Genomic DNA, 25,772 nt, shown 5'->3' with positions numbered 1-25,772 from the left:
TCCAGCTTATAACTTGTGGTATATAAGATCATAATTGCCCACGGCTCATATTGATTAAATCAATCAGAATAGAGAATCCTGTTTCTTTGCGACCAGCTCCGGCACCAATCAACGTAATCGGACCGGCCAAGTCACAGTTATACGTAATAGCGTTTTGTGCTCCCAAAACCCCAGCTAGAGGATCAGTAAGAGGTATAGCTTCAGGACCTACCTTTGCAATTACTTTATCACCATCCTTTTTACATTCAGCAATAAGCTTCCACCTTTTCCCTGCAGACTTTGCCCATTGAATGTCTTGCTGTGTAAGATGACTAATTCCTACACATTCTACTTCCTCTCGTTTCATCGGAATATTCATCACAACATTAGCAAGAATAGTAGCTTTATACTGAGAATCATAACCCTCTACATCGCTAGTAGGATCTGCCTCTGCATAGCCAAGAGCTTGTGCCTCAAATAATGCATCCTTATAGCTCAATCCTTCTTCCATTTTGGTCAAAATATAATTAGTCGTTCCATTTAAAATCCCCCGCAATTCAAAAATGTTATTTCCCGCCAATGAGACGAGAGGCATTTTCAATGCTGGTGTTCCACTCATAACAGTACCTTCGAAGCCCCATCGCACATCATTCTTTTTGGCCAACTCAGCTAGTTCTTGGTAAGCTAAAGAAACGGGACCTTTATTACTCATTACTACGTTCTTTTTACTTTCAAATGCCGTCTTACAATGATCGATGGCAGGTTGTCCTGTCTTTACATCCGTGAAAGTGATCTCTACGATGGTATCCGCATTACTCTCAAGGATTGTCTTAAAGCTGTCCCACCCCCTTATCAACCCAGGGGTTTCAGGGTAACTCTCCAGCTTTCCAGTTTCCTTTACAACTTGTAATACTTGAGAGATATCCAACCCTTCAGGGTGATAAAGAGAGCCCTTCATGACATCGGAAATTGCAACAATTTTAGCATCAAAGCCAAGTTCACTGCGTAAAGACTCACCTTTATCTTGTAAAATTTCTGCCAATCCTTGGCCGACTACACCAAATCCAAGCAAAGCAATTTTATGTGTCATATCCCATACCTCTTCCATTATTAATATCTTTATTTGCAGCTACCGTTACTGGTAGTTGTGATTCCAAATGGGCAAAAGCTTGTTCCAAATCAGAAATAAGATCTTCCGTATCCTCAATTCCTGCGGAGATACGAACCAAACCTTCCGGGATACCAAGAGCTTGACGTTCTTCAAGAGTACATTCCACATGACTGGTCGTTCTTGCGGGTCCATATATAGTTTCAACAGCTCCAAGATTCCCGGCTTTATTTGCATATTGTAATTTTGGCAATAAAATTTTTATTGCATCCATCTCACCTTTCAATACAAAACTTAAAATTCCGCCGAAACCCCTCATCTGTTTCTTTGCAATATGGTGATGAGGATGTGTTTCTAATCCAGGATAATTAACCGCTTCTACAAGCTTTTGCTTTTGCAGATACTTTGCGATTTCCATTGCACTCTTTTCTTGCTGGCGTACTCGAAGTTTTAACGTTTTCATCCCTCTTAAAATAAGATAGGCTGACCAAGGATCCATCGTCGCTCCATTGATTTCTCGATAATGATAGACTTTTTTCATCAGTTCTTTGGTACCGCATGCAACACCTCCTAATGCATCGGCATGTCCGCTTAAGAATTTAGTTGCACTATGAATTACAATGTCAACTCCTAATTGAATTGGATTTTGATTAATGGGAGTAGCAAAAGTATTGTCTATGATAACCAATGCCCCCACCGATTTTCCGGCTCTTACCATTCTCTCAATATCAGTGATCTTCATCGTCGGATTGGTTGGAGACTCCAAATATAAAACCTTGCAGCCTTTGGCCACTTCAGCCTCGATTTCTTCATGATTTCCTGTGTTGCATAACTGCACATCTACATCGAGATTCGGTAAGAATTCGGTAAAGATTTTATTGGTTCCCCCATAAGTGTCTTTAACCGATATAACCCGGTCCCCCGGTCTTAAAAATGTATATAGTGTGCTGCTTATAGCGGCCATTCCTGATGAGAAACCAATTGCCTCCTCAGCTCCCTCGAGGATTCTCACTTTTTCCTCCAGAGCTTGAACAGTGGGATTTGTCATGCGATTGTAGATATACCCAGGCTTTTTTCCAATGGCCACTTCATGCCACTCGTCTATGTCCTCGTAATTGTAGGCAACACTTAGCACCACAGGAACTTGAGTTGCATTGTAAGCAAGAGATTCTTTTTCTCCTGCCCATACAGCCTTTGTACCGGCTTGTATATCTTTAAAGTTTTGCTCACTCATGTTCTTTCACCTCTAATTTTCATAGTTTTGTCAACCACATCTCTTTTTTGTTCGGATTTATATAATATATTGTATATTGTATTTTTATAGCTTCCTTTGCCGTACTAGTTTTCGCTTCTTTTTTATGTGCTTACATTTTTTTTGCCATTTTTATTATGAACGTGCTTTTGTTAGCAACTAATAACACAACATGTTTTAGTATATTGTATATTGTATATTAATTACCCCCTCCTTTTCTTTATACTAGTCACCACTTCCTTTTTTTCACCTGCTTAAATTTATTCTTTGCCAATTTTAATATGAAGGTGCTTTTGTTAGAAGAGCTATTAACTCAGCATATTTTCTTGTTATATTGTATATTGTATATTGTATAATATGCTGAATAATCAGAAATATCATTCGTATTAAGACATATGATACACTGGACTCTTCCCCTTTTCAATATATTTTTATTAGTTTACTCTTAAAAATACTTTCAATTAACACGTATAGTTTTAATGATGTTCAATATTCTATATCCTTGTAGAAGTCTTAAAACCCAAACTACAATTGTTCCCACACTCCGTGGTTCTCTCAATTCGTTTAAGCTCTGAATTTCTATGGCAGCATCGCCTCATGTGGACTTAGAGACTGATTGGGATCAGGTAATAGTGAGCTGCGATAATTACTAAACAGTAGAGCTATTGAAGAATTTAGAAGCCTATGCTATACAAAAATTAAGAATTTTCAATTTTATATTGTATATTGTATAATAAATGTATCAATTTTTAGCATAGGGGAGAAGGACTATCAAAAAGAGATACCAATCACTTAAAGACCATGTATATAATCATATTGCTGAAGAAATTCAGAATGGAACATTGCTTCCTAATCATAAGGTAAATGAAGTAGCACTAAGCGAGAAGTTAGAAGTAAGCAGAACCCCTGTAAGGGAAGCTTTGATACAATTAGCTTCAGAAAATTTACTTGAGTATTTTCCTCGAAAGGGATTTATCGTTAAAGAACTTGATACAAAGAAGAAGCTTGATGTTTTTCAAGTTGTTGGTGTGCTGGACGCCCTAGCAGCCTCATTATCTATAGCGCATATTACAGAGAGTGATATTGAACTAATGGAAGAGCTGGTTAAAAAAATTGACCTGTCAATTTCACAAAAAAATTATTCGGATTATCAGCAATTCCAAAATCAATTCCATAAAGTATATATTGATAAATGTAAAAACGATACATTAATAGACCTTCTTAATTCTTTACAAAACAGTTTTGTTAGACAAATCTATTTGAGCAAAGACGAAGAAAAACTTTTTGCCGTATTAGAACAAATGAATGAGCATCATAAAAAAATGATCACTTACTTTAAAAAAGAAGACAAAGAAAATTTAGAGCAACTTATTAAAAATGAGCATTGGAAAATAACACATATTGATATGATATAGGATAGATGGTTTTGGTACAAAAATGATTTACCTGAAGGAAAAGTCGTAACTTTCCTATCAACTTACAGATTTCCGTTTAATCCCAATTAATTTATGGATAAATTTCCTTTGTTTTTGGGCAGATTTGACCCTTTAATGAATCTGTCCTTTTTTGATAATGTGCAAAAGGGTTTAGATTGTTTAATTTTTAATTTATTACTTGCACTATAGAACCAATCCCCTTTTTAGCAAAACAATTAAATTTTTCGGTTTATTGCCATTAGTATCTTTTCATACCCCACTTTTTATTTACAAATGTCCATACCGAATTTCCGGTTTTTCTTCTTCAACTACCTCAGTTTAATATGATTTTCTCACAAATACTCGCTTAATCTCAGGATTTCATCGCCCTTGAATTTATGTTCACTATTAAATGGAGTGTTTTCAGGACATGAAGATTTCCTTAAGGCATAGTGAAAAAAAACCTACGAACCTTATATTCAAGGAAGCAGGCTTTCTTTATATTAATTTTTTCTATAGCAAGTAACGTGGAACGCCTGTATCTTTCACTGTGTCATTTACACCGATTACGTTTGTTTCACGCTCTTTAAATCTTAAAACATCCACATCCATGTGCTCCCTTTTCAGTAAAACCCACTTAGTTCTATTCAACTGATTCGGACACTTTGGTTATTAAGTATTTATGTATGACACTCATTAGTTAACCTCATCAGCTCTGCTCTAACCCGTTCACCTAAACAATAGAAATGAGCGAGTCCTGTTTTGGCCACAGGTGCATGTAGATTGTACAAGAGCTCCCAGAAGAAAAATTGGAGGCATCAGCCACTCTTTCTTTTGATGCTAATGACGGAACAACCAAACGATTTACTTAAAGATATCCATTCCAGCTTTAAAAAATGAGTTTAATCCATTAGCCACTGATTGAACCGTATTCGCATTATTTAGTAGTGACCGTTTATTCTCCGCAGTTGGATTCGCTTGTGCTTGTAGAAATGAGGCTTCCAGAGTTGACAACTTTTGTCTCAATTCATTGATTTGCCCTTGTACTGACTCCTTAGTAACAATTGCAATAGCGTCTCTGAAGTATTGTTTACCTTCTGGCTTTATCGTTGCTTTGCTTATCTTCCCAGTCGTACTCTTTTTGATATCTATGAGGTTTTTGTTCACAAGTATCACTAACTCGGCCCTTATCACTTCAAGACTTTTATTGTATTTTTCAGCAATTTTACTTACACACCTTTCTCTATTGCATTCCTCAAGGAAAAAGAGTATTTGCTTTTGTAGATCGTTCATATTTGTTTCTCCTTTTAACTTTCTTTCATTTGTGAGAATTATTAAGCTTCTTTCTGCCGGTTCTTTGAAGTTTGTATGCCATTAACCCCAAAAACACAGATATTGTTATTTAATGTAGTATTTTCTCTTAAAAAGTAGCTTTAATTTATCACAGGAACCACAGAATCTAATATAAAACTACAGAAACCAACAAATACTTTTTAAATATTCAAAAAAATAATACAAAAATTGGAATTATACAAAATCATATGATATGACGACATGGCCTTTATCGGATATACCCAGGATAAACAATTTTCTGGTACCCTTAGATTGTTCTTAAAGAATGGCGATCTGTAAGATTGATGAAACATTTTGAAAGTATAAAGCGATGCGTGGGCTTATTCGTGCATCACGTGGGAGCTACCGAATACTAGATCGAATGCTATCCAGTATCAATAAAGAAGTCATCTATTTTATTCATTTATTAGTCTACAAAAAACTTACTCACTAACTATTCCTTCTTGAACACTCTTAATCTATCCATTTTGCCCGCGAGAAAAAGGTTGCCGCAGCATTAAGAACCAGATTAAATATGAAAGCAACTTGTTGCAGGGCCCAACATCTCCATCAAGCTAAAAACAGATTTGTTATCTCTGCAATGGACAAATTTTATTATAATATGAAATGAAGCCGGGGGGCGGTTACCTTAGTAACAGATAACCTTAAACATTCGCTAAAGCATGAAGGATTCAATATGAAAATGCGTAGTTTGAAACTACATTCAATATCCCAAAACTGAGTTTGATAAGGGAAGTCATTTCGAAATCATACATATTCTAAAAAGATAACTATACGGCTTCTATGAGAATATTCAAACATGACCTGTAGGACTATCTGTAATAAATGTGCAACAGGAAACCTTGTTTAAGTATTAAACATACTTAATGAATACTTTTTCGCCATCATTTCCAAGAGTTTTACCCCGGCAACGCTGTTCCCCTTCTCATCCAGCGCTGCACCATAAATTCCAATTCCGCATTTTCCAGGGACAGCCCCCATGATTCCTCCTGACACGCCGCTTTTGGCCGGAATGCCAACATTAATGGCAAATTCACCTGAGGCATTATACATGCCGCAGGTAACCATGAATGTCTTGCAAATACGAGCAATGTCTCCGGGGATGATTTGCTTTCCCGTCAACTGATCTTTCCCATTCATGGCCAGCACACAGCCTATCCTCGCCAAATCCTGACTGTCCATTTCAATGGCACACTGCTTCGAATACAATTCGATTAAGTCCTCCACATCTTCGTTTATTACATTATGCTGCTTTAAAAAATAGCTTAACGACCGATTTAAGTCTGCTGTATTGTATTCTGAACTGGCAACTGCTTCATTAAAATCGATAATAGGATTTTGGGTCAACTCCCGGATAAAATATAAAATACGCTTAAACCTCTCATTTACATTGTCACCTGAAACCATGTGGGTCACAGTCAATGCTCCTGCATTGATCATCGGGTTTAACGGCTTGGATGGCTTGTTTGTCTCTAACTTGGCAATGGAATTAAAAGGATCACCGGTAGGTTCTTTTCCTACATAAGAAAAGACATAGTCCTCTCCTTTTTCCATTAATACCATAGCAAGTGTCAATACTTTTGAAATGCTTTGGAGGGTCATTTTGACACTTACATCCCCCGCACAATATCTTTTTCCGTCAGGATAGTAAATAGCCACAGATAAATCTCCAGGATTCGCCTTTTCAAGAGCCGGTATATAGTTTGCCACGTTTCCCTTAACGGTAATTTTTTTTGCCTCATCAACAAGTTGCTGCAATTCTACATTGGACCTGCATTGACATCCCATATTTTTCACAATTTACCCTCCCTTAAAGGCGAATTCTTGGTAGATAGTGGACTGATTATTTTACAACATCCCATTGTTATTTTTCACAAAACCAGGAAGCAGATAATAAACAGAAAGTAAAGTTAATATTAATAGGAGAAAAGAATAATCAGGATTTCACCCTATTTGCTGCCTGATTTCCTGAATGATGGTTTCCAGTGATGTCACGACGCCTTTTTCATCCTTATAACTAATATGCTTAGGTTGAAAATGAACCGGTGAATCCAAACCTGCTGCTGCTGAAATTCGAAATAGTCCTTTTCGAAGTGTCACGAGAAAGTTGACGACGCGGTATTTCTTTTCGTCAATTACGAGAGCCCTTTGCAATTCTGGGTCTGTTGTGGCTACCCCAACTGGACAGGCATTAGATTGACATTTCAATGTTTGGATACATCCTATGGCAATCATGAATCCACGAGCTATATTGACAAGATCAGCCCCCATCGCCAAAGCAATCGCAATCCGGTCAGGGGTGAACAGTTTACCTGAAGCAATAATTTTAACCCGGTCGCGTACCCCATATTTTTGAAGGGTGGAGACAACAATTGGCAGGGCTGATTTAATCGGCAAACCGACACTATCAATCAATTCTTGATAAGAAGCTCCTGTTCCGCCTTCCCCTCCATCCACAGTGATAAAGTCCGGACCTTTGCCGGTTTCCTTCATATATTTGGCTAATTCCTCTACGCTATCATTACTTCCTACAACCATCTTCATTCCAACAGGTTTACCCGTATGGCTGCGGATTCTTTCAATGAATTCACACATTGTCGGTACATCATTGAACTGATGAAAACGATTGGGGCTATCAATCGATTTGAATGGTTCCACTTTGCGAATTTCGGCAATTTCTGGAGTAACTTTTTCAGCATCGATATGTCCCCCGCGTGTTTTGGCACCTTGAGCGAGCTTAACCTCAAATGCTTTTATTTGAGGAATTTCACTTTTCCGCTTTAACTCGTCCCAATCCATTTCGCCATGCTTATCGCGCACTCCGAACATGGCTGGGCCAATCTGCATAATAATATCGACGCCACCCTTTAAATGATAAGAAGAGAGTCCGCCTTCCCCAGTATTCATCCATGTGCCTTTCGCTAAAGCCAATCCTTCTGATAAAGCTGTGATGGCATTATGTCCTAATGAACCATAGCTCATCGCCGACATCCCAATTAAACCTTTTAATCTAAATGGATGTTTTGTATTTGGGCCAATGATTACGGCATCATGGTCATGTAATAAGTAGGCAGACGATTCCTCATCCTCCCATTTTTCCTTTCGCTGCATAAGAAGCGGATCTCTCAATAAGATATATCTTTTAGTTATCACCTTTGTTTCTCTATCGAATTTTTCTTCTTCGGTTAATTTGGGGAACATAGCATTCCGAACAAAAAGGCCTTCTTCATCAAAATCACGTTTTGAACCAAACCCGATTACATCCCGCATATATTTTGAGCTTTTTACAATATGTTCATAATCATCTCTTGAAAATGGCTTCCCTTCAGTATCCTCGTTAAATAAATATTGCCGAAATTCCGGTCCGATTTTTTCTAAAAAATAGCGGACCCTCCCTAGTACTGGATAATTCCGTAGTATAGCGTGATGCTTCTGATTTCGGTCTAATATTAATAAATAGACTAGAAAAATGACAAGTGCTATTACAACAAGTGCAATAGTAATAAATGAAATGATAATTAAACGACTTGCGATATCCATTTTACCCCTCCTAGTAATGATTATATTGTATTTAATTTACTCTAACTTGAATCTCTTTATACAAGGGAGCGAATATTATTGAAAAGATTTTTAATACTCAATTACATAATTTCATGTAGGCAAAGCCAACATATAGGGAAGAAATCAATGGTCGAGGAGGGAATAGTATGAAGGCATCTGATTTGTTTATAAGATGTTTAGAGAATGAAGGTGTTCAGTATATTTTCGGGATACCTGGTGAGGAAAATACGGATCTTGTTGATTCTCTAATAAGCTCTGATATTAAATTTATCTTAGTCCACCATGAACAAGCTGCAGCATTTATGGCAGACATCTATGGGCGGCTAACTGGAAAGCCTGGCGTTTGTTTGAGTACATTGGGACCGGGTGCAACCAATTTATTAACAGGGATAGGAAGTGCTTATCTGGATTATTCCCCTGTTGTTGCGATTACTGGTCAGGCGGGGCTTGATCGAATTCATAAGGAGTCGCATCAATATGTGGACATTATTGGAGTTTTTAAGGAAGTAACGAAATGGAATCAACAAATTAAGGTGCCTCATACGATTCCGGAAATTATCCGTAAAGCATTTAAGACTGCAGTCATTGAAAAGCCGGGTGCTGTTCATATCGAGCTCCCGGAAGATGTGGCAATGATGGATACAGAAGGTGAGCCACTTCCGGTTACACCAATGCCTAGATCCAATCCAGCCGAAGGAGAAATCAAAAAAGCTGTAGAATTAATAAATCGCGCTAAAAAGCCTATTATTCTAGCTGGTAATGGCGTAATCCGCGATGGAGCTACGGAGTCCTTACGTAAATTTGCTGAAGAGAAACAAATTCCTGTTGTGAATTCGTTCATGGCCAAAGGAGTTTTACCTTCTAACCATCCGTTGACCCTTTTTACAGTAGGGATGCAAGCAAGGGATTATGTTCTATGCGGGTTTGATTTAGCCGATCTTATTATCACCGTCGGCTATGATTTCGTCGAATATTTGCCAAAGTATTGGAACGATGAGGCAATGAATCAGATTATTCATATTGATGCTCGACCGGCTGAGGTTGATGCTTATTACCCCGTTCAAGCTGAATTGGTCGGGAACGTAACAGAGTCACTTGAAGCCTTGACCACTGATGTAGTTAAAAAAGAGCTTTGGCCAGAAGTGAAAAGATTAAGGTCTCAAATTATTGAAAAATTTCATTCTTCAGATGATGTATCAGGAAGCCCTATCATCCCTCAGCGGATTATCGCTGATTTGAAAAAGGCGGAAAAGGGAAATGCCATTGTCATTTCTGATGTGGGTGCACATAAATTATGGATGGCCCGGATGTATCAACCGGAAAAGCCTAATCACACTATCATTTCTAATGGTTTTGCATCGATGGGGATTGCCATTCCCGGTGCGATTGCGGCAAAACTGGCAAAACCTGATAAACCTGTCATTGCGGTTACAGGGGATGGCGGATTTCTAATGAATGGGGTTGAATTGGCAACTGCAAAACGTCTGGGCCTTGCCTTCGTGATAGTCATTTTCCATGATTCAAAATACGGCCTAATTGAGTGGAAGCAATTGAATAAATTTGATCGTACGAATGCGATTGAATTTACCGACCCAGACTTTTTAAGCTTCGCAAAAAGTTTTGGTGTTAAAGGAGTGAAAGTAACCCATTCCGATGAATTGCTTCATGCATTAGAAGAAGCGATTTCGAGTCAGGAAATTGTCTTGATTGATGTGGATGTCGATTATTCGGAAAATGTAAAGCTCTCGAAAACACTGGGTGATTATATTTGTAAATTATAAAACATGTAGTATTGGAGGAATGTCAGATGAAGAAAAAGTGGCAATTGTGGATTGGTGGTAAATGGCGGGAAGCTAAATCGTATGAGCCGTTATTTAATCCCCATTCAAATGAAGAAATTGCACAAATCGGACAGGCTGAGCCTGCGGATGCCATTGAAGCAATAGTTGAGGCAAATGCAGCTTTTCAGAAATACCGATCCTACCCGGCGCATGCTCGAGCCGAAATTTTAGTGAAAGCTGCAGCAATCATGGAAGAACGCAGTGAAGAGCTTGCGAAAATCGTTTCTCTAGAGGCGGCGAAAACGATTCGAAATGCTCGTGAGGAAATGAATCGTACGGTTCAGACCTATCGTTTTGCTGCAGAAGCGGCAAAGAACAATTATGGGGAACAAATTCCGATGGATGCAGCAGTGGGTGGGGTAAACCGTTTTGGCTTCACAATTCGTACCCCGATTGGCGTCGTAACGGCAATTACCCCATTTAACTTTCCATTTAATCTTGTCGCCCATAAAGTTGGTCCAGCTATTGCGGCTGGTAATTCGATCGTGTTAAAACCTGCCGAACAAACCCCTTTGAGTGCACTGGTTCTTGCCGATATCTTTCAAGAAGCAGGGCTTCCGGAGGGAGTTTTGAACATCATTCCGGGTAAGGGAGATGTTTTAAGTGAAGCGTTGACAACCCATCCACATGTAAAAAAAGTGACTTTCACAGGCAGTGTAGAGGTCGGACACCTTATCCAGCAGCAGGCAGGCTTCCGTAAGCTTACCCTTGAACTCGGATCCAATTCGCCTTTCATCATTGATGAAGGAGTCGACATCGATAAAATTATTCAACGAAGTGTGATGGGTTCATTTACGAATAATGGGCAGGTGTGCATCTCGATCCAAAGAATTTATGTCCACAAATCACTATACCAACAATTTTTAGAACGATTCGTCAGTGCAACAAAACAGCTTGTCATCGGTTCCCCCCTGGAGGAAAATACAAATATTACAGCGGTTATTTCAAAAAAAGAATTGGAGCGGTTACAAAGTTGGATTGACGAGGCAGTACAGGAAGGAGCAAAAATCGAGTGCGGCGGTACAGTGGAAGGCAATGTACTAGTGCCTACCGTCTTAACCAATGTAAATCGTGACTCAAAGGTATTTCGTTTCGAAGTATTTGGTCCGATCGTCTGTATTTTCCCATTCGAAACGCTGGATGATGCCATCAAGGATGCAAACGATTCACGTTACGGATTGAACTCAGGAGTGATGACACCAAGTATAGAACGTGCTTTCTATGCGGCAGAACGCTTGGAAACAGGTGGAGTCGTCATCAATGATATCCCAACTTATCGGATTGATAATATGCCTTATGGCGGCTGGAAGGACAGCGGTGTTGGTCGAGAAGGCGTCAAATATGCGATGAATGAAATGATGGAACAGAAGTTTATTAGCTTTAAAATAAGGGACGAATGATAGCAAGACCCTTTAGTGCTTGTTTGTATCGGCACGAATCGCTCGACCGGAATTGCAAGCGGGCATTTGTTGGTACAACTTGATAAGTCAACTTTCTCCATTTTCACTGTATGGAACCTAAGAAAATTCAATTTAGCTATAGTTTAAAATGAACTACCTTATTTAGAAAACATAGGTCACAAAATGGTTAAGAATGGCATAACAAAACCACCTTTCAGATGAATACTTGATTAAGGTGGTTTTATATGCTTGGTAATAGGAAATTCATTGTCTTGACATGGGTTTGAAGGGTAACGACTTTTTTAATGATTGATGGTTTTACTAGCATGGTTTTAGCTAGTACTTTAGGTGTTGGCGTAACCTTTTCCGAAATGTTTCTCTACCAAGGTGAAATAATCTATCCAAATGTAATTAAAAAATACTTGTCAGAACCTTTACTTGCAGAACTAACCGCTACATGTGGAGCACTCAACTTTGTTATTGGTGAAAATATGTTAGGAATTAAGTAAATTCGTGAAGCTTTTAAGATTATTACCCAAATTCTAATTACCCAATCCTTCTTTGACCACCACTTCTTTGTGAAAACTTTCAATTTGAATATTCTAGCGAGGTCTTTACCTAAATATATTTAATACCCATTAATATGCTCGCGGTGAAATGGTTCAAATAGGTTAAATTTGTAAATTAAATTTCTATTATTCACATTGGGATTAATTGATTTGGATTCTCAAAAAATTGGATAAAACATCATCAAACTAACCTTCGCAGCATAGGACTTATGAGATCCATGGTGAATAGACCGTAATCAATGACAACCATTTTATTATTCTTAGTAAATCCGACATTATCTAAACGCAAATCTATTGGAATGATACCGTACCTCAGGAATTTCAATTCCAACTTGATCAGTTTCGTATATTCCATGATTGACACTTGCGTGTCCACCTTCTTCATGATAACCCAGCCCATCCCATACTCTTTAACCGGACATAGATACTTTTTGACTTCCTTCTTACAGTTATTATATATATAGGCCTCATTTGCATTGCTTATTAAGCCTACTTCTGATAATGCAATTTTTAATATATAGCCATTATTTAAATCATAGACAACTCGGTTTAAACCATACCCAATCATTTTATGCTTGATTTTTAGCGTTTTACTAGCAGTAAACACTATTTGTCTTGCGGTTTTATAAAATTGGTATGTCCACATTTGAGATATCCAAGACTCAATGGCTTTTATCTCTTGCTGGGACAGCATTTTACTTTTATTCGGCTGATGTATCCTTTCCTTACCATTGTTAATTGGCCACATTCCATATACGTCTCCTTTTTTTAAAAAATTTGTGACTAAAGAGATGGATTTCCAGGTAGATGAAAAAACAAGTACATAGAAGAATCAATAATAAACAAAAGATTTAGTTCTGGCTGTTTATATTGGAAACTCAAAGCAAAAATTAAATCCAGGAAGTAAAGACCTTTCTATTTGTTCGTTTCTAAGCCATTTTCATCATCCATTGATCCATTACCTAGCATGTCCTCAGTTTCTCAGGATTTTCCCTTGTAATATGATATGACTTTAATATAAAATCGCTTGTACTATAGCTGAGAAATCTCGCGAAAACACACCAAGGATGGAGAGATCAAGACAGAAAGACCATTGTACCCCAGATGAATAGCCACGGCTTTTTTCTTTTTTTTTCCACCAGATTATGTTGTGCCAGACCATCTTGACGTCAGATGCCCTGGAATCCGGATTCCTCCAAAAAAAAGCCTAAAATCGCTGACGGCACGGGAAGAATAGTTCCTGATCGGCAAGTTTACGCATAGATTAATAAAGCCGTTGCTCATGAAGACTTTTGCTTCCGCTAAGAAGATGGCCCGTTATGTCCCCTACTTATCTCAAAAAGCCCCTTGTTGGTTTTTCTCTCCTTTTTACATTGTTTTCGCTTTTGATAAAAAGATATAACGCCCCAGTAGTCTAATTAAAGAATAATGCCTTAATAAAAAGAGAAATAATTATATAGCAACATGAATGCAGTTAAATTTTCTATGCAAACTATATCGATTTTCGGCAACAAGATGGGTGTTCTTCCTTCATTTGTGAAAAAAAGGTATATTATAGTTTATGACATCGATAGTTTAAGGAGTGATCAAATATTCGTAAAAGATGGACCATTTCAATAATTGCTGGATTATTGCTTATTTTTTCAAGTGTTATAGCCTTCAATTATTTCGGCAGCGATAATAAAACCGAAAAACGGAAAAATGCAGAAGCCAAGGAGTCCAAAATTCCTGAGGTACAGGAATATGGCGGGACCCATCTTGAAAGAGTCGGCGATAAGGTCCGCCAAAAAGATTGGGGAACACTCACATTACTAGAAACAAAGTATATAAATGAGTCATTTGAATTGGCTCCCATGGCCATCACAGTCAAGGATATCCGCATGATTCAATTTTCTTCACTCACAGATGAAGTAAAGGAGGAGCTCAAATCCTATACGGGATTGAGTTTTGAAGAAGCCTATTCGATATACTATAAAGAGAATTTAACCATGGAGGAAATCGATCAGCAGTCTGCCTGGTCTAAAACGGATATTGGCAAAGAGGTAACTTATCTTGAAATAACTTATTCTGTGGAAAATAAAGGGCCCAAGGAACTGCAGTTCTTCAGCATGGAACATGTTACTTTCAATGATGACCTTACATATAATGTGCCTTCTAAAAATTTCATCCACTCCGGGGATACTTTTATGGGGACAAAAAAAGTAAGTCGATTAGATTACCAACCAGGAGAAACAAGAAAAGGCACAATTGGCTTATTAGTCGATTCCGAAGAAAAAATCGAAGGGCTCAAGTCCTTTTCATTCACTACCGACGATATAGCAGATGGTGAGTCTCACGAATTATTGGTGGATGGGACTTCATTTGATGTTCACCTATAAGGAAAGTAGTTTTATCGAGAGAACACGAATACTTGCAGCGGGATTGGGGGACGAATCATATTGGAGAAAGCAATAATTATCGGAGGAAGCATCGCAGGGAAACAGCTGCCAAGCCCTATCACATACTTTTCGAGAATTAATCATCTTGGAAGCAGGTGAAAGATGGACGGGAAAAGCCGCTAGGCAAAAGAGTGCCATAAAGCTACCATCCTCATGTTTTATTAAAAGGAGGAGAAGCAGCAATTGAGGAATTGTTTCCACACTTCTTTGATCAATTAATAGCGCCCCCCTCCACCTTTTTCAACCTAAAGTAAGGTTTGCTATTTTGACCAATCAGAAGAAAAAGAGTAAGAAGTCGACATCCTATGAAAAGCTAATCTACAAATATCGTGATCTCTTTCAATCATTAAATGTAAGCAATCGGGCGCTTTAAAGAGCGTCTTTTTGGGTTATGGCGCCTTTACAGCAACAACAGCAATTTCCACTATTTCGGGAAGTGATAAGAGGGCGTATTTTCTTCATTAAGATTCCAATACGAGGCGGCGGTGAGTTATTTAAAAATTACATTCCTTATGATATTTATAACGGTACTAACAAGGATTGAGCTTGTTCATTTCGACAGCAGTAAAGCCTAGTTTTGAATATTAAGATGGAGGTGACGCGTTATAGATCAAAATGATCATGTAAATAAAGAGATGACCAGCTCATTTAGAATTGGTCATCACTGTTAGCTTCCTTCTACTTTATGATTCCCGTTAATACACACACAGCCCTCGTTCCTGTGCTTTGGTTACTTTTCTAAAAATCGTTGGATACTTTTTATACATTGATTCCTGCATTTTTTGAACCACGTTTTCCTGTATATTTCCATCATCCATTTTCACTTTATCAATCACCACATTCATAATTCAACATATAATACAACAAAGGAAAACCGGGGGTATCAACATGCAAGACAATCAACATGGATTGCAAATGAATGAGGTTGAAAAGTTTGATGAATGGGTAAAAAAGTTTTTTCTGGATCCGGAAACTTGTGCGTTGGATCATCAACTTTTTTCAATTGATATATACGAAAGTGACGATGAGTATATGGTGGAAGCGGTTTTGGAAAATCATGATGTGAAAGATATTAAAGTTTGTTTACGTGATAATGAGCTATCGATCATCGTTGATGATACTCATAAGCCATTACTTGAAAAAAAAGCGGATACAATACCCACACAGAGAAAAATCCCTTTCCCCTTTTCGATTTGCTCACGAAGAATTACCGCTGAATTCTCAAATCCAATATTGGTGATTCGCATCCATAAGTTTTCCCCCGGAAAAACAGCTGATGATATTAACATAGAGTAGTTCATTCCTAAAAATTAAAAAGAATGGCATAGGAGCCACATTCACTCCTTAGCCATTCTTTTTTTCTTGATTTATCCAGCAAAATAGAAGGACGTACGACTCCCTTTCTGTGTCGAGATGACTTGGAGCTGGGCATCTATTCTTTCTTTTAATTCTGGAACATGAGAAATTATCCCGACTAATCTCCCGGTGCTTTGTATATCCATTAATGCTTCAATCGCATGATCAAGAGATTCAGGGTCGAGGGTACCGAAACCTTCATCGATGAACATCGTTTCGAGTGAGATCCCGCCTGCATTCTGCTGGACGACATCCGCAAGACCCAAAGCAAGTGCAAGGGATGCCTTAAAGCTCTCTCCTCCCGAAAGGGTTTTGACATGCCTCTCCTGTCCTGTATATTGGTCATACACGGATAACTCCAGACCGCTCTGGATATTCCTGCGTGTAGGATCCAGCTTTCGCAGCAGCTGATATCTGCCGCTTGTCATTTTCAGTAATCTTGAATTGGCTTCTTTTAGGATATCATCCAAAAAGGCTGCCAATACATACCGTTCAAAAGTTATTTTGAAGGAGTTTTGACCTTTGGAAATCTCAGACAGATGACCGACGATACTGTACCTTTCATCCAGATTTTTCTGATCTTCCCTGATATGCGCCAATTTCCTTTCGATTTCTTCATTAGTCCGTTTTTCGGCATGTAATTCATTCTGATTTTGGCGTAGCGACTCCAATTCTGCATCTATGAAATCAAATGTCTTTTTCAATCCTTCAAGGTCCGGTTTGACTACATCTTTTAACTTCATTTCCAAATCATGAAACAGACTTAAAACACTTTGCCAATTTTGATTATACTGCATAACTTGGTCCTCTAAACTCCCAAGAGCCGCTTCCGACTTTTTGGCTGCTGTATATTCTTTATAATTGGAAAAGCCTTGATTGGTCATATCCGTAATTAACTTTTCCCGTTCCTCTTTCAATTCTTGATTTAATGCCTCTATATTTCCACTTAGGGATTCTTTTTTTGCATTGATTGCCGATTCTTTTTCTTTCACCATTTGAAGGTTTTTTTGTGCATCTTCCAAAGCAATTTGTAAGCGTTTTTGCGTTTTTACAGCCATTTGGCAGGCTGCATTATATTCTTCCTCTGTCCGTATACCGTCTGGCAGGGAATCGGTTAAACCTGTCAGTTTTGTAGAGTTTTCAATATACCTGGTTTTCCCTTGGTCCTCTTTAATTTCTAAAGAAGCAAGATTCTCCTTTAACTGGGATGCTTTCGCTTTTAATTCCAGCAACCTGCTTTCAAGATCATTAAATAATGACTTTTTCCGTACCAATTCTTTTAACTGCTCTTGCAGCACTTTTCCTTTTTGTATAAACTGTTTCAAATGATCATCAATGTCTTCAAACCTAAACTCCGGCATGTCATTTTGTAAGTCCATCATCTTTTCCTTTGAAGACTCGGCCAGTGCATCATACTTTGATTTTGCTTGGTAATATTCACTTTCGGCTTGGCTTTTTTGTTGTTCTGCAGTTTTCAGCCTGTTTTCTTGCTCTTTCAGTTCCATATCCGTTGGCATATCCTCATGCATTTGCGCTGGTTTTGGATGACTTAGCGAACCGCACACAGGACAATTTTCCCCTGAGTGCAGCATGGACGCAAGCATACCCGCTTGGCCTGATCGCCAGTTTTGATTCAGGGCTTCCAGTTTTTCCTTTTCCTGAATCTGAATTCTTTGAATCTCTTTGAACCGAATATTCTTTTCTTCCAGAACCCGCTTCGTATTCTGAACTTCGGAAAGAACTTCTTGAAGCTTTTTTATTTTCATTAACGATTGATCATTTCTTTCCGCTTCGATTTCCTTTTCACGATGAAGAACCGCCGCTTTTTCCACTTCTGTTTTTTCATGAGTGACTCTCTCTGCTTCCTCTTCGATTGCCAGATGTTCCGAAACATTTTTTTCTCGAAGTCCTTTACTAGTTCGCCACTCTTTTTCATCTAACGTAACTTGTGCTTTTAAGCTTGCAAAAGTCATGACAGCCTCTTTTACCTGCTCAAGCTGATGAACATTCCGTACGGCCTGCTCCCTCTGGTTTTCCTTCAACATTTCCTGTTCATAGGAATCCTGCTTCTCAATGCGTTCAGCCTGTAATTTCTCGGCCTGTACACTTAACTTTTGAAGTTCAGCATTCGCATCTTGGACTTGTTTGCCAATTCGCAAATAATATTGTTCCTGCTTTTCAAGCGAAGCCGCTTTATGTGCCATTTTAATTTGGTCTTTCACGAGTTCCATTTCAGGCTGCTTTGCTTCAAGGTTCTCCTTTTCTTTTCGAAGTTTTTCTTTTTCCGAAAATCTATTGATTAAATCAGCCGCTTTTGAAAGCTCTTGATTTACTTGATCACGAGCTTTTTGCTTTTCCTGTATTTGTTTATTTACATCCTCTTTTTTTTCTGCCGCTGCCAAAATGACTTCCTGTAACAGTGGTAAGATCAGCTGTTCGTTAGGCACTTCCGCTTCCAATTGTGCCTGCAATTCTACATGATTACCAGGCTGGATGCCTTTCATTAATTCAATTCTCCTCTGAGCGCTTTTTTCACTTTGCTTTCTAAGGATGGAAGCCTCTTCTTTTAATTTTTCTTCGATTCGTTTATAAAGTTCAGTATGAAATAATTTTTGGAGAATCTGTTCTTTATCTTTGCTGTCGGAAGTTAACAGTTTTCGGAATTCATTTTGTGGAATCATCAGGATTTGCCGGAATTGATTGGCATCAAGTCCAATGAGTAATTTGATTTTTTCCTCAACCTCACGCACATTCGCACCAAGCAATTTTTTTCCTTCAGCCAATATCTCATATAATTCAGCCTTTGCTCCAACCGTTGTCGTTCCTTCTCCTGCTTTTTTCTTTCGTTCCTGCTGCGGTGACCGGGTCACCCAATACGTTTTCCCACGCAGGGTAAATTGCAGCGAGACTTCCGTCATCACATCATCTTCGGCAAACTGACTTCGTAAATCTTGCCCGCTTCGGTCTTCACCACTGGCTTTTCCATAAATCGCAAAACTGATCCCATCAAATATCGTTGTTTTCCCTGCGCCTGTCTTTCCCGAGATGACAAACATGGTCCGTTCTCCAAGGGAATTAAAATCGATGGTTTCCCTCCCTGCATATGGTCCGAATGCCTGCATCGTTAAAATATGGGGTCTCATTTCAAAGCCTCCTCTTTCTTCACGGCTTCAATTACCGAAACCATCAAATCTTGCTTTTGAGAATCAAAGTCCCGATCTGTCATTTCTTGATAAAACGTTTCGAACAGGTCCAATTCTGATTTCCGTTCATCTTTTACAGAAGAGAAGGATTTTTTTCTTCTAAGGTCGGTCAAATCCCATTTTCGTTCCAGATGTAGTACATTCGGGTAAATCTGGCGCAAACGATTAATCGGATCGATGAGTGACCCCTCGTCATTTAATGTTATTTTCAAGTAGTCATCCTTTTTTTGCAATTGATAAAAAGCGGGATCTAGTAACTCTTCCATCGTTCCGGATATTTCCCTCATATCCAGCTTGGGCGCCAAAGATCGATAGCGTATATCGAAGCTACCATCTTCTTGCATATCGACAATGGAAAGCGACTTATTTTGCTTGGCCTCAGAAAAAGAGTATTTTAATAGTGATCCAGAGTAAAACACCTTAGGATGACGTATCGCGTCAGGACTATGTAAATGTCCAAGTGCCGTATAATCGAACGCATCGAATAAGTCTGATGAAACACATCCGGAACCACCTACTGACAAAACTCGCTCTGAATCGCTCGTTTTTCCGCCTAATACAAAAGCATGTCCTACGAAGACATTCGGTTCATCCTTATTGAAAGTCTCTGCAATCATTCCGGTTATCCGCTTCATCGCTTCTTGATGGGAATGGATACTTTCATCTTCAAAAAGATGGCGAACCGTTCCAGGTTCTGCATATGGAACACAATAAAAATTCACTCCCTTAATGCGAACCGGCTCAAATATTTTTGTCAATTTCCCATGAATGTATAACTGACTATGACGATACCATGATGAACCGAATGCAAGCCTTTCCGCAGAATCATGGTTTCCCGATATTGCAACGATTGGTGTATTCATTTTCACATTAATCGTATAAAGGATTTCATCAAGAAGCTCCACAGCTTCAGTCGGTGGAACCGAACGATCATAAAGATCACCGGCAATCACAACCGCATCAGGTTTTTCTTCTTCAACAATTTCTATGAATTGCAAAAGGGCATGCCTTTGGTCATCTGTCATATGTACCCCGTGTACGATTTTCCCTAAATGCCAATCAGCCGTATGGATAAATTTCATAGTTTCACTCCGTCCTCACTTTTACTTACTATTATTATATCAAAAATTTAAAGAATAGCATGGCTTGGGTACAAACGTTCTAATTATTACCACACTGTCCCATTCTTTTCAATTATTCAGAATAAAAAAAGGCAAACTCAAAAGAGTCTGCCCTTTTCATCATTAGCTGAATAAGTGTTCATATGGACCCATATTCACTTTTCTTTCAGCTAATTTTTTTTGTAAAAATTTATGGTCACGTTTTGGTGTGGCAATGATATAGCCGCGTATCACTAGATCTTCCGTAATATCGCCCGCTTTTTCCTTTAACGCCAACTCTCCGATTTTCCCCGCAATTTTATGGCGTGCAACATCACGAAAAAGTTCCGGTACAGGGCTCACTAAATCTTCGAGTAATTCCTTTTGTTGATTTGACCATAAGTGCTTTGTTTGGTCCAAATAGTATTCTTCCCAATCCATATCGGATTTCCCGTCTTCTTTGGGGAATCTTTTCAGGAACTTTCGAAACATGAAAAAGCCACCTATGCTCATCAAAATAATTAAAAGGGCTACCCAAAATAGAATAAACCATAAAAACCATCCACTAAGCAAAGTACCACCTCATATGTATAGAATGATCGTTACTATTATTATAGACAGTAACCCATATCTTTACAAGACTGGCAATGTAATCATTCCGGATCGTTCACTTCCAGCAAGACCAGTGAAAAATCCCCTACGGCATTTTCTTCATAAAGATTCGTGACCGAAGTCGCATAGTTAAAGATCTCTGCTCGAAATTCCTCGTTTGACTGAGGAATCTTTAAATCAAATACCATTTGATAAAGCAGTGTTGTAATATCATGATATTCACTATTTGTAACCTTGAAATTAAAACTGGCTTTTCTGATTTCTCTACCTTCAGAATCCTTTACATTTTCAGTAAGAAAATCAGTAACATGCAGTGGAACATCATTTAAAATGACCTCATCTACCATTTTATCAACATCTCCTTTAAATGTGGTTAAAGCCATGTTATCACTAGGGTTCTTCCTGCGCCAATGATTCAGCCTTGAAAAGCTCAAAAAACCTGAGTCATTATGATATCGACTCAGGTTTCCTGGATTATCCCTTTGATCCTATTTTACATGTATCACACCATATTACTTCCACTTAAACTGGCAGCTTTGACTTTTTTGTATTGATATAGCATGGCAATTCTCCATGGAACGATCATAGCAAATGCAAGTAAGAAAAACATACCACTCAAGACGCCGACTTCAATCGTGCTTCCCAGCATCAGTTTCGCCACCAGCCGTATCACCATGAGACCAATCAATATGAATATAAACGCTTTAGAGCGCAGGATATAAATTTTTTCATCTCTAACTTCGAATTTGGATGTTTTAATTAATAGGATGGAAAACAACATCCCTGCAACAAGAGCCTCCAATAATTCGTATCGAGTGACCCGGAACATTGGAAAAATAAACATCAAAACACCCGTACTCATAAACAGCGGCGGTAAGATGATTTTCTTTTCGTTCACTGGTTTTTTCGTTTCCTTCATCCGTAACATGAAAACACCCATAGCCATCACAATCGCTATACCTGTTGATAAATATATCATCAAACCATCCCTTTTAATTAAAAATAGGTAAGTACCATTAAAAATTATATATGACTTCAATGAATAAACAAAGTATATATTACCTATTTGAGATAAACAAGGAGCGTGTTTTTAATTTAGCGACCTATTGATGGCATTTAATACCCTGCTCTCGACAAAAGGCTTGACGATAAAAGTCTTTCGCCCAAGCTTCAACACCATTTTTCTGCTGACCCATCGAGAATATAATTATATCCTTTGCAGCCCAAATTTTCTTCTTAATTTCTTCATGATTGGCATGGTAATATCCATCGTCACCAGGTCGAATCAAATTTCGAACAGCACAATAAAACCTAATCAAGGAAACTCCCATTAGAATAATTTTGAAAAAATAACTTATTATGGACTAAAACCCCGTAAAGCCACCGAATAGTCTAGACAGGACTGCTATTATTTTGGTCATCCAATTAAAAAACAAAATCACACCCATTACAATCATTAAATATCCGCCAATCTTCATGATGTATTGGCTGTACTTTTTGATCCATTTCAATTTTCCGACAAAGAAGGATAATATGAAAAACGGGATGGCAAAGCCTAATATATAGGCAGTCATATAACTCATGGCAGCGCTAGAATTAGTCGCACCCAAAGAGATGACAGCACCCAATAGTGGGCCAGCACAAGGCGTCCATCCAGCCGCAAAAGCAAGTCCGATAAGAATCGAACCTATATATCCGCTAGGTCGGTTTTTAAATTCAAAACGACTATCCTTCATCAAGGATTTCGGCTGAAAGATTCCTACAATGAATAATCCAAAAATAATAATCAGGATCGCACCAATCTGACGAATCAATTCTTTGTAATCCGAGAAAGCAGAACCTAAAAAGGTCGTACTAAAACCAATTGCAATAAAAACTAGAGAAAATCCAAGAAGGAAGAATAAAGTATGCAGCATACTTCTACTTTGGAGCATGGCGTTCTCGGATTTGATTTCACCAACACTCATACCAGTGATATAAGATAAAAAGGCTGGATAGAGCGGTAAGCAGCATGGCGAAATAAAACTCAAGAAGCCCGCCCCAAAAGCTAAAAACATATTAATATCATTCAAATGAGCTCACTCCTATGTATGTCAACCTATAAACATTGTAACAAATAAGATAAAAAAATACATTTATGGAACTGTGAATATTTAATGACAACTAAATGCCAAACATTTAAAGGAGAAGGAGGCCACAGCTTAATTTTCATTAAGTTAACTTATTTGAATTCATTAGTCCGAGCCGATATAATTGTTATATTCATACAAATTTTACAACAGAACACATAAATAAAGGGTACCATGAAAAAATGTTGGGGCCAGAAAGGAAATATAATGGCTAAAAAGAATGAATTTCTCGAACAGATTGAATTAAAGAGAAATGAACTTATCAAGATTGTCGCTAAAGATGGTTTAAACTCCCATGTTGCCGTTGAATATAGCCAGCAACTTGATCAATTATTAAATAAATATAATGAACTTTTTTATAAAACTGGTACAGGTTTTTAATCCCGTTCATCTCCCATTGATAACCACCCATGTTATTATATGATTTATTTTAACGGTCAATCTCTCCTTTTTCGATTCTTTCTCCATTCGAATACATAAGAATAACCTTTTCTTTCTATATAAAAAACAGGCAAACGCTACGGGCGCACTGCCTGTTTTTCATTAAAAGGATGCACATTTCAACATTAACATCTTGTGTCGGTTCATAGTTTGTCACAACAAGAACAATAGGAAATCCAGCTATGATGGAATTACTGACATTGATTATCAGGTAATATTGGATCCATCTAAGGTATCCTATATGAATTTATTTAATAAATGGCGTTTTAAAGCCTCATATACGCCGATGAAAGGGAAAACTTAAATTGAATACCATCAATAAAAGGGACACAATCAAATTGCAAATGTTCATTATTTAAATATCTTTAAGTAACAAACAGTTTTAAACCTTTTCATCCTCCGCCTACAATCAACAATATTAAACAGGCTCCTATTCTTGGCCGGCGCCTTAATAAATAAAATTGAACTCCATATACTATGTCCTATATACATGTACAGGAGGGCATTCGTTTGAAGACTTTAATTATGGCTTTATCAGTTTTCATCCTTTTTTCATCATTTGACACTCCAATTATTCATGCCATTACTTCAAGTCGAGAGGTATATGAAAAAACAGGTAATGTTATTTGGGAGGGCAATACGAAAGAAAAAATCGTAGCCATAACTTTCGACGACGGGCCACATCCTTCGTATACACCTCAAATCCTCGATATATTGGCTAAATATAACGCCAAAGCTACCTTTTTTGTTTCTGGTAATAAAGTGAAAAGTAACCCTGGCATTTTAATGAGAGAAATAAAAGAAGGTCATGAAATTGCCAATCACACCTATCATCATTATTTTGATAAAAATATGACCGCTGATTTATTATCTTCTGAATTAGATAAAACAGCTAAAGTGATTTGGGATATTGCCAAATACAAACCTATGCTATATCGTCCTGTAGGTGGACTTTATAACGATATAATCATCAATACAGCTGTAAAAAAAGGATATATGGTTGTACTGTGGTCCTGGCATCAGGATCCCCAAGACTGGAAAAGACCTGCTCCAAATAAAATTTCCAATCATATCATTAAGTCGTTACGAGCTGGCGATATCATTCTCCTGCACGATTGGAGCGACCGTCCCCAAACGGTGGAGGCGTTAGAATCGACATTGGATTATTTATATAAAAACGGCTATGAATGTGTTACGGTGTCTGATTTATTGTTTCGCTCCAAGGTGAGTTCACCCGATTTTTTCAGAACCTTTCCTGTTGAATGAGCCATAAGAGTTAAATTTATGTTTGACAAATCACTCAAAAAATATTATCTTTAATTAAAGATAATTTAATTAGAGATAATATTTGCGATATTTTTTTAAAAATAAATCTCGAATTAAATATATCTAAATTCAATATAAATTCCAGGAGGAATCATAAATGATTGGTATAGGTTTATTAGTTATACGTTTAGCAATCGGATTATCGTTTGTTGGTCATGGGGCTCAAAAATTGTTTGGATGGTTTGGCGGTCATGGCTTGAAAGGCACTGGAGGCTGGTTTGACTCGATTGGGATGAAGCCAGGAGTTACCATGGCCCTATTCGCTGGTCTATCAGAGCTTATTGGCGGAGCCTTATTTGCTTTAGGTTTCCTTACACCCTTTGCAGGTATATTAATTGCGCTTACAATGCTCGTTGCGATCGTTAAAGTCCACGGAGCAAATGGCTACTGGGCAACTCAAAATGGGTATGAATATAATCTTGCCATTCTTGCAGTGGCGATTGGCGTTGCGATAACCGGAGCTGGACCATACTCACTTGATACCTTTCTATTTTAAGATGAAAAATTAATCATTACGAAAACATGGAGTGGATTCGCCCCACTCCGTGTTTTTTTCATCCCGGCATCCTCTTTGCAGGGGAAGTGGATGTCAACAAAAAGAAGACCTGATCATGAACTGCACCCCAATTGTTAGACACTATCTAACAATTGGAGGTGCTATTTTTTATGACAAAATATTCATTAGAGTT

21 protein-coding genes and 1 pseudogene are annotated in these 25,772 nt (G+C 38.1%); 10 read left to right on the top strand and 12 right to left on the bottom strand.

Annotation, left to right across the window (positions count from 1 at the left end):
* Window positions 1-28: 28 nt before the first annotated feature.
* Both ACFX4L_RS15690 and ACFX4L_RS15685 read right to left on the bottom strand, forming a co-directional pair.
* Complete coding sequence (locus ACFX4L_RS15690) at window positions 29-1,069, bottom strand: homoserine dehydrogenase (RefSeq protein WP_377385054.1); 1,041 nt, start codon at window positions 1,067-1,069, stop codon at window positions 29-31.
* Window positions 1,059-2,321: a cystathionine gamma-synthase family protein gene (locus tag ACFX4L_RS15685; protein ID WP_377385052.1), complete on the bottom strand. Its 1,263-nt coding sequence runs from the start codon at window positions 2,319-2,321 to the stop codon at window positions 1,059-1,061. Before ACFX4L_RS15685 ends, ACFX4L_RS15690 begins: the two co-directional genes overlap by 11 nt.
* 788 nt (window positions 2,322-3,109) lie before the next feature.
* Between ACFX4L_RS15685 and ACFX4L_RS15680 the strand changes: the two genes are divergently transcribed.
* Complete coding sequence (locus ACFX4L_RS15680) at window positions 3,110-3,754, top strand: GntR family transcriptional regulator (RefSeq protein ID WP_377405614.1); 645 nt, start codon at window positions 3,110-3,112, stop codon at window positions 3,752-3,754.
* Window positions 3,755-4,618: 864 nt separating this feature from the next.
* Here ACFX4L_RS15680 and ACFX4L_RS15675 read toward each other — a convergent pair.
* The 3 genes from ACFX4L_RS15675 to ACFX4L_RS15665 all read right to left on the bottom strand — a co-directional run bounded on the left by ACFX4L_RS15675 (window position 4,619) and on the right by ACFX4L_RS15665 (window position 8,647).
* The gene (locus ACFX4L_RS15675) at window positions 4,619-5,047 is read right to left on the bottom strand and encodes a hypothetical protein (RefSeq protein WP_089363254.1); all 429 of its coding nucleotides are present in this window, start codon (window positions 5,045-5,047) and stop codon (window positions 4,619-4,621) included.
* A 906-nt stretch (window positions 5,048-5,953) separates the two neighbouring features.
* Window positions 5,954-6,895, bottom strand: coding sequence for a glutaminase A (gene glsA / locus ACFX4L_RS15670; RefSeq protein WP_377385084.1), 942 nt, complete (start codon window positions 6,893-6,895; stop codon window positions 5,954-5,956).
* A gap of 156 nt (window positions 6,896-7,051) precedes the next feature.
* Window positions 7,052-8,647, bottom strand: coding sequence for an FMN-binding glutamate synthase family protein (locus ACFX4L_RS15665; protein ID WP_089363253.1), 1,596 nt, complete (start codon window positions 8,645-8,647; stop codon window positions 7,052-7,054).
* 167 nt (window positions 8,648-8,814) lie between these two features.
* Here ACFX4L_RS15665 and ACFX4L_RS15660 point away from each other — a divergent pair, with 167 nt between their 5' ends.
* The 3 genes from ACFX4L_RS15660 (at window position 8,815) to ACFX4L_RS15650 (ending at window position 12,418) form a co-directional block, all read left to right on the top strand.
* Window positions 8,815-10,449 carry an acetolactate synthase large subunit gene (locus ACFX4L_RS15660; RefSeq protein WP_284471077.1) on the top strand — a complete coding sequence of 545 codons (1,635 nt, stop codon included), beginning with the start codon at window positions 8,815-8,817 and terminating at the stop codon, window positions 10,447-10,449.
* Window positions 10,450-10,475: 26 nt separating this feature from the next.
* On the top strand, window positions 10,476-11,909 hold the full coding sequence (locus ACFX4L_RS15655) for an aldehyde dehydrogenase family protein (protein ID WP_377385048.1): 1,434 nt from the start codon (window positions 10,476-10,478) through the stop codon (window positions 11,907-11,909).
* 305 nt (window positions 11,910-12,214) lie between these two features.
* The gene (locus ACFX4L_RS15650) at window positions 12,215-12,418 is read left to right on the top strand and encodes a DUF554 family protein (protein ID WP_377405608.1); all 204 of its coding nucleotides are present in this window, start codon (window positions 12,215-12,217) and stop codon (window positions 12,416-12,418) included.
* A gap of 241 nt (window positions 12,419-12,659) precedes the next feature.
* On the opposite strand, the gene ACFX4L_RS15645 is transcribed toward ACFX4L_RS15650, so the two are convergent.
* A complete protein-coding gene (locus ACFX4L_RS15645) occupies window positions 12,660-13,226 on the bottom strand; it encodes a hypothetical protein (RefSeq protein WP_377385046.1) in 567 nt (188 codons plus the stop codon).
* 883 nt (window positions 13,227-14,109) lie between these two features.
* On the opposite strand from ACFX4L_RS15645, the gene ACFX4L_RS15640 reads away from it, so the two are divergent.
* The 3 genes and pseudogenes from ACFX4L_RS15640 (at window position 14,110) to ACFX4L_RS15630 (ending at window position 16,212) form a co-directional block, all read left to right on the top strand.
* Window positions 14,110-14,856, top strand: a complete 747-nt coding sequence (locus ACFX4L_RS15640) for a hypothetical protein (RefSeq protein WP_377405606.1) — start codon at window positions 14,110-14,112, stop codon at window positions 14,854-14,856.
* 57 nt (window positions 14,857-14,913) lie between these two features.
* Window positions 14,914-15,161 (top strand): annotated as a pseudogene (locus tag ACFX4L_RS15635) (glutamate synthase); the annotation flags it as partial.
* A 643-nt stretch (window positions 15,162-15,804) separates the two neighbouring features.
* On the top strand, window positions 15,805-16,212 hold the full coding sequence (locus ACFX4L_RS15630) for an Hsp20/alpha crystallin family protein (RefSeq protein ID WP_061462741.1): 408 nt from the start codon (window positions 15,805-15,807) through the stop codon (window positions 16,210-16,212).
* Window positions 16,213-16,283: 71 nt separating this feature from the next.
* On the opposite strand, the gene ACFX4L_RS15625 is transcribed toward ACFX4L_RS15630, so the two are convergent.
* From ACFX4L_RS15625 to ACFX4L_RS15600, 6 genes are all read right to left on the bottom strand, one after another.
* On the bottom strand, window positions 16,284-19,415 hold the full coding sequence (locus tag ACFX4L_RS15625) for an AAA family ATPase (protein WP_377405604.1): 3,132 nt from the start codon (window positions 19,413-19,415) through the stop codon (window positions 16,284-16,286).
* Complete coding sequence (locus ACFX4L_RS15620; protein ID WP_377385040.1) at window positions 19,412-20,557, bottom strand: exonuclease SbcCD subunit D; 1,146 nt, start codon at window positions 20,555-20,557, stop codon at window positions 19,412-19,414. The genes ACFX4L_RS15625 and ACFX4L_RS15620 overlap by 4 nt, the downstream gene beginning before the upstream one ends.
* A gap of 162 nt (window positions 20,558-20,719) precedes the next feature.
* The gene (locus ACFX4L_RS15615; protein WP_089363245.1) at window positions 20,720-21,148 is read right to left on the bottom strand and encodes a DUF2621 domain-containing protein; all 429 of its coding nucleotides are present in this window, start codon (window positions 21,146-21,148) and stop codon (window positions 20,720-20,722) included.
* An 80-nt stretch (window positions 21,149-21,228) separates the two neighbouring features.
* Window positions 21,229-21,534, bottom strand: a complete 306-nt coding sequence (locus ACFX4L_RS15610; protein WP_377385038.1) for a DUF3219 family protein — start codon at window positions 21,532-21,534, stop codon at window positions 21,229-21,231.
* A gap of 155 nt (window positions 21,535-21,689) precedes the next feature.
* A complete protein-coding gene (locus ACFX4L_RS15605; protein WP_377385037.1) occupies window positions 21,690-22,166 on the bottom strand; it encodes a CcdC family protein in 477 nt (158 codons plus the stop codon).
* Window positions 22,167-22,551: 385 nt separating this feature from the next.
* Window positions 22,552-23,259 (bottom strand): cytochrome c biogenesis protein CcdA, encoded by a 708-nt coding sequence (locus tag ACFX4L_RS15600; RefSeq protein WP_284471086.1) that lies wholly within the window; start codon window positions 23,257-23,259, stop codon window positions 22,552-22,554.
* A gap of 264 nt (window positions 23,260-23,523) precedes the next feature.
* Here ACFX4L_RS15600 and ACFX4L_RS15595 point away from each other — a divergent pair, with 264 nt between their 5' ends.
* The 3 genes from ACFX4L_RS15595 to ACFX4L_RS15585 all read left to right on the top strand — a co-directional run bounded on the left by ACFX4L_RS15595 (window position 23,524) and on the right by ACFX4L_RS15585 (window position 25,579).
* Complete coding sequence (locus ACFX4L_RS15595) at window positions 23,524-23,697, top strand: aspartyl-phosphate phosphatase Spo0E family protein (protein WP_076368851.1); 174 nt, start codon at window positions 23,524-23,526, stop codon at window positions 23,695-23,697.
* Between the two features lie 585 nt (window positions 23,698-24,282).
* Entirely contained in the window at window positions 24,283-25,023 is a 741-nt protein-coding gene (locus ACFX4L_RS15590) for a polysaccharide deacetylase family protein (RefSeq protein ID WP_377385082.1), read from the top strand.
* Between the two features lie 157 nt (window positions 25,024-25,180).
* Window positions 25,181-25,579: a DoxX family protein gene (locus ACFX4L_RS15585; protein WP_377385034.1), complete on the top strand. Its 399-nt coding sequence runs from the start codon at window positions 25,181-25,183 to the stop codon at window positions 25,577-25,579.
* Window positions 25,580-25,772: the final 193 nt, after the last annotated feature.

Origin of the sequence: Peribacillus sp. YIM B13482, from assembly GCF_042787975.1 — a bacterium.
Lineage (GTDB): Bacteria > Bacillota > Bacilli > Bacillales > DSM-1321 > Peribacillus > Peribacillus simplex_A.
This window is presented reverse-complemented; position numbering and strand designations above follow the sequence as displayed.

Coding starts and splice junctions, on each gene's coding strand:
- ACFX4L_RS15665 (WP_089363253.1), bottom strand. CDS start 8,647: ATGGATATCGCAAGTCGTTTAATTATCATTTCATTTATTACTATTGCA.
- glsA (WP_377385084.1), bottom strand. CDS start 6,895: ATGGGATGTCAATGCAGGTCCAATGTAGAATTGCAGCAACTTGTTGAT.
- ACFX4L_RS15660 (WP_284471077.1), top strand. CDS start 8,815: ATGAAGGCATCTGATTTGTTTATAAGATGTTTAGAGAATGAAGGTGTT.
- ACFX4L_RS15585 (WP_377385034.1), top strand. CDS start 25,181: ATGATTGGTATAGGTTTATTAGTTATACGTTTAGCAATCGGATTATCG.
- ACFX4L_RS15625 (WP_377405604.1), bottom strand. CDS start 19,415: ATGAGACCCCATATTTTAACGATGCAGGCATTCGGACCATATGCAGGG.
- ACFX4L_RS15650 (WP_377405608.1), top strand. CDS start 12,215: ATGATTGATGGTTTTACTAGCATGGTTTTAGCTAGTACTTTAGGTGTT.
- ACFX4L_RS15645 (WP_377385046.1), bottom strand. CDS start 13,226: ATGTGGCCAATTAACAATGGTAAGGAAAGGATACATCAGCCGAATAAA.
- ACFX4L_RS15655 (WP_377385048.1), top strand. CDS start 10,476: ATGAAGAAAAAGTGGCAATTGTGGATTGGTGGTAAATGGCGGGAAGCT.
- ACFX4L_RS15595 (WP_076368851.1), top strand. CDS start 23,524: ATGGCTAAAAAGAATGAATTTCTCGAACAGATTGAATTAAAGAGAAAT.
- ACFX4L_RS15590 (WP_377385082.1), top strand. CDS start 24,283: ATGGCTTTATCAGTTTTCATCCTTTTTTCATCATTTGACACTCCAATT.
- ACFX4L_RS15675 (WP_089363254.1), bottom strand. CDS start 5,047: ATGAACGATCTACAAAAGCAAATACTCTTTTTCCTTGAGGAATGCAAT.
- ACFX4L_RS15620 (WP_377385040.1), bottom strand. CDS start 20,557: ATGAAATTTATCCATACGGCTGATTGGCATTTAGGGAAAATCGTACAC.
- ACFX4L_RS15630 (WP_061462741.1), top strand. CDS start 15,805: ATGCAAGACAATCAACATGGATTGCAAATGAATGAGGTTGAAAAGTTT.
- ACFX4L_RS15605 (WP_377385037.1), bottom strand. CDS start 22,166: ATGATATATTTATCAACAGGTATAGCGATTGTGATGGCTATGGGTGTT.
- ACFX4L_RS15690 (WP_377385054.1), bottom strand. CDS start 1,069: ATGACACATAAAATTGCTTTGCTTGGATTTGGTGTAGTCGGCCAAGGA.
- ACFX4L_RS15685 (WP_377385052.1), bottom strand. CDS start 2,321: ATGAGTGAGCAAAACTTTAAAGATATACAAGCCGGTACAAAGGCTGTA.
- ACFX4L_RS15610 (WP_377385038.1), bottom strand. CDS start 21,534: ATGGTAGATGAGGTCATTTTAAATGATGTTCCACTGCATGTTACTGAT.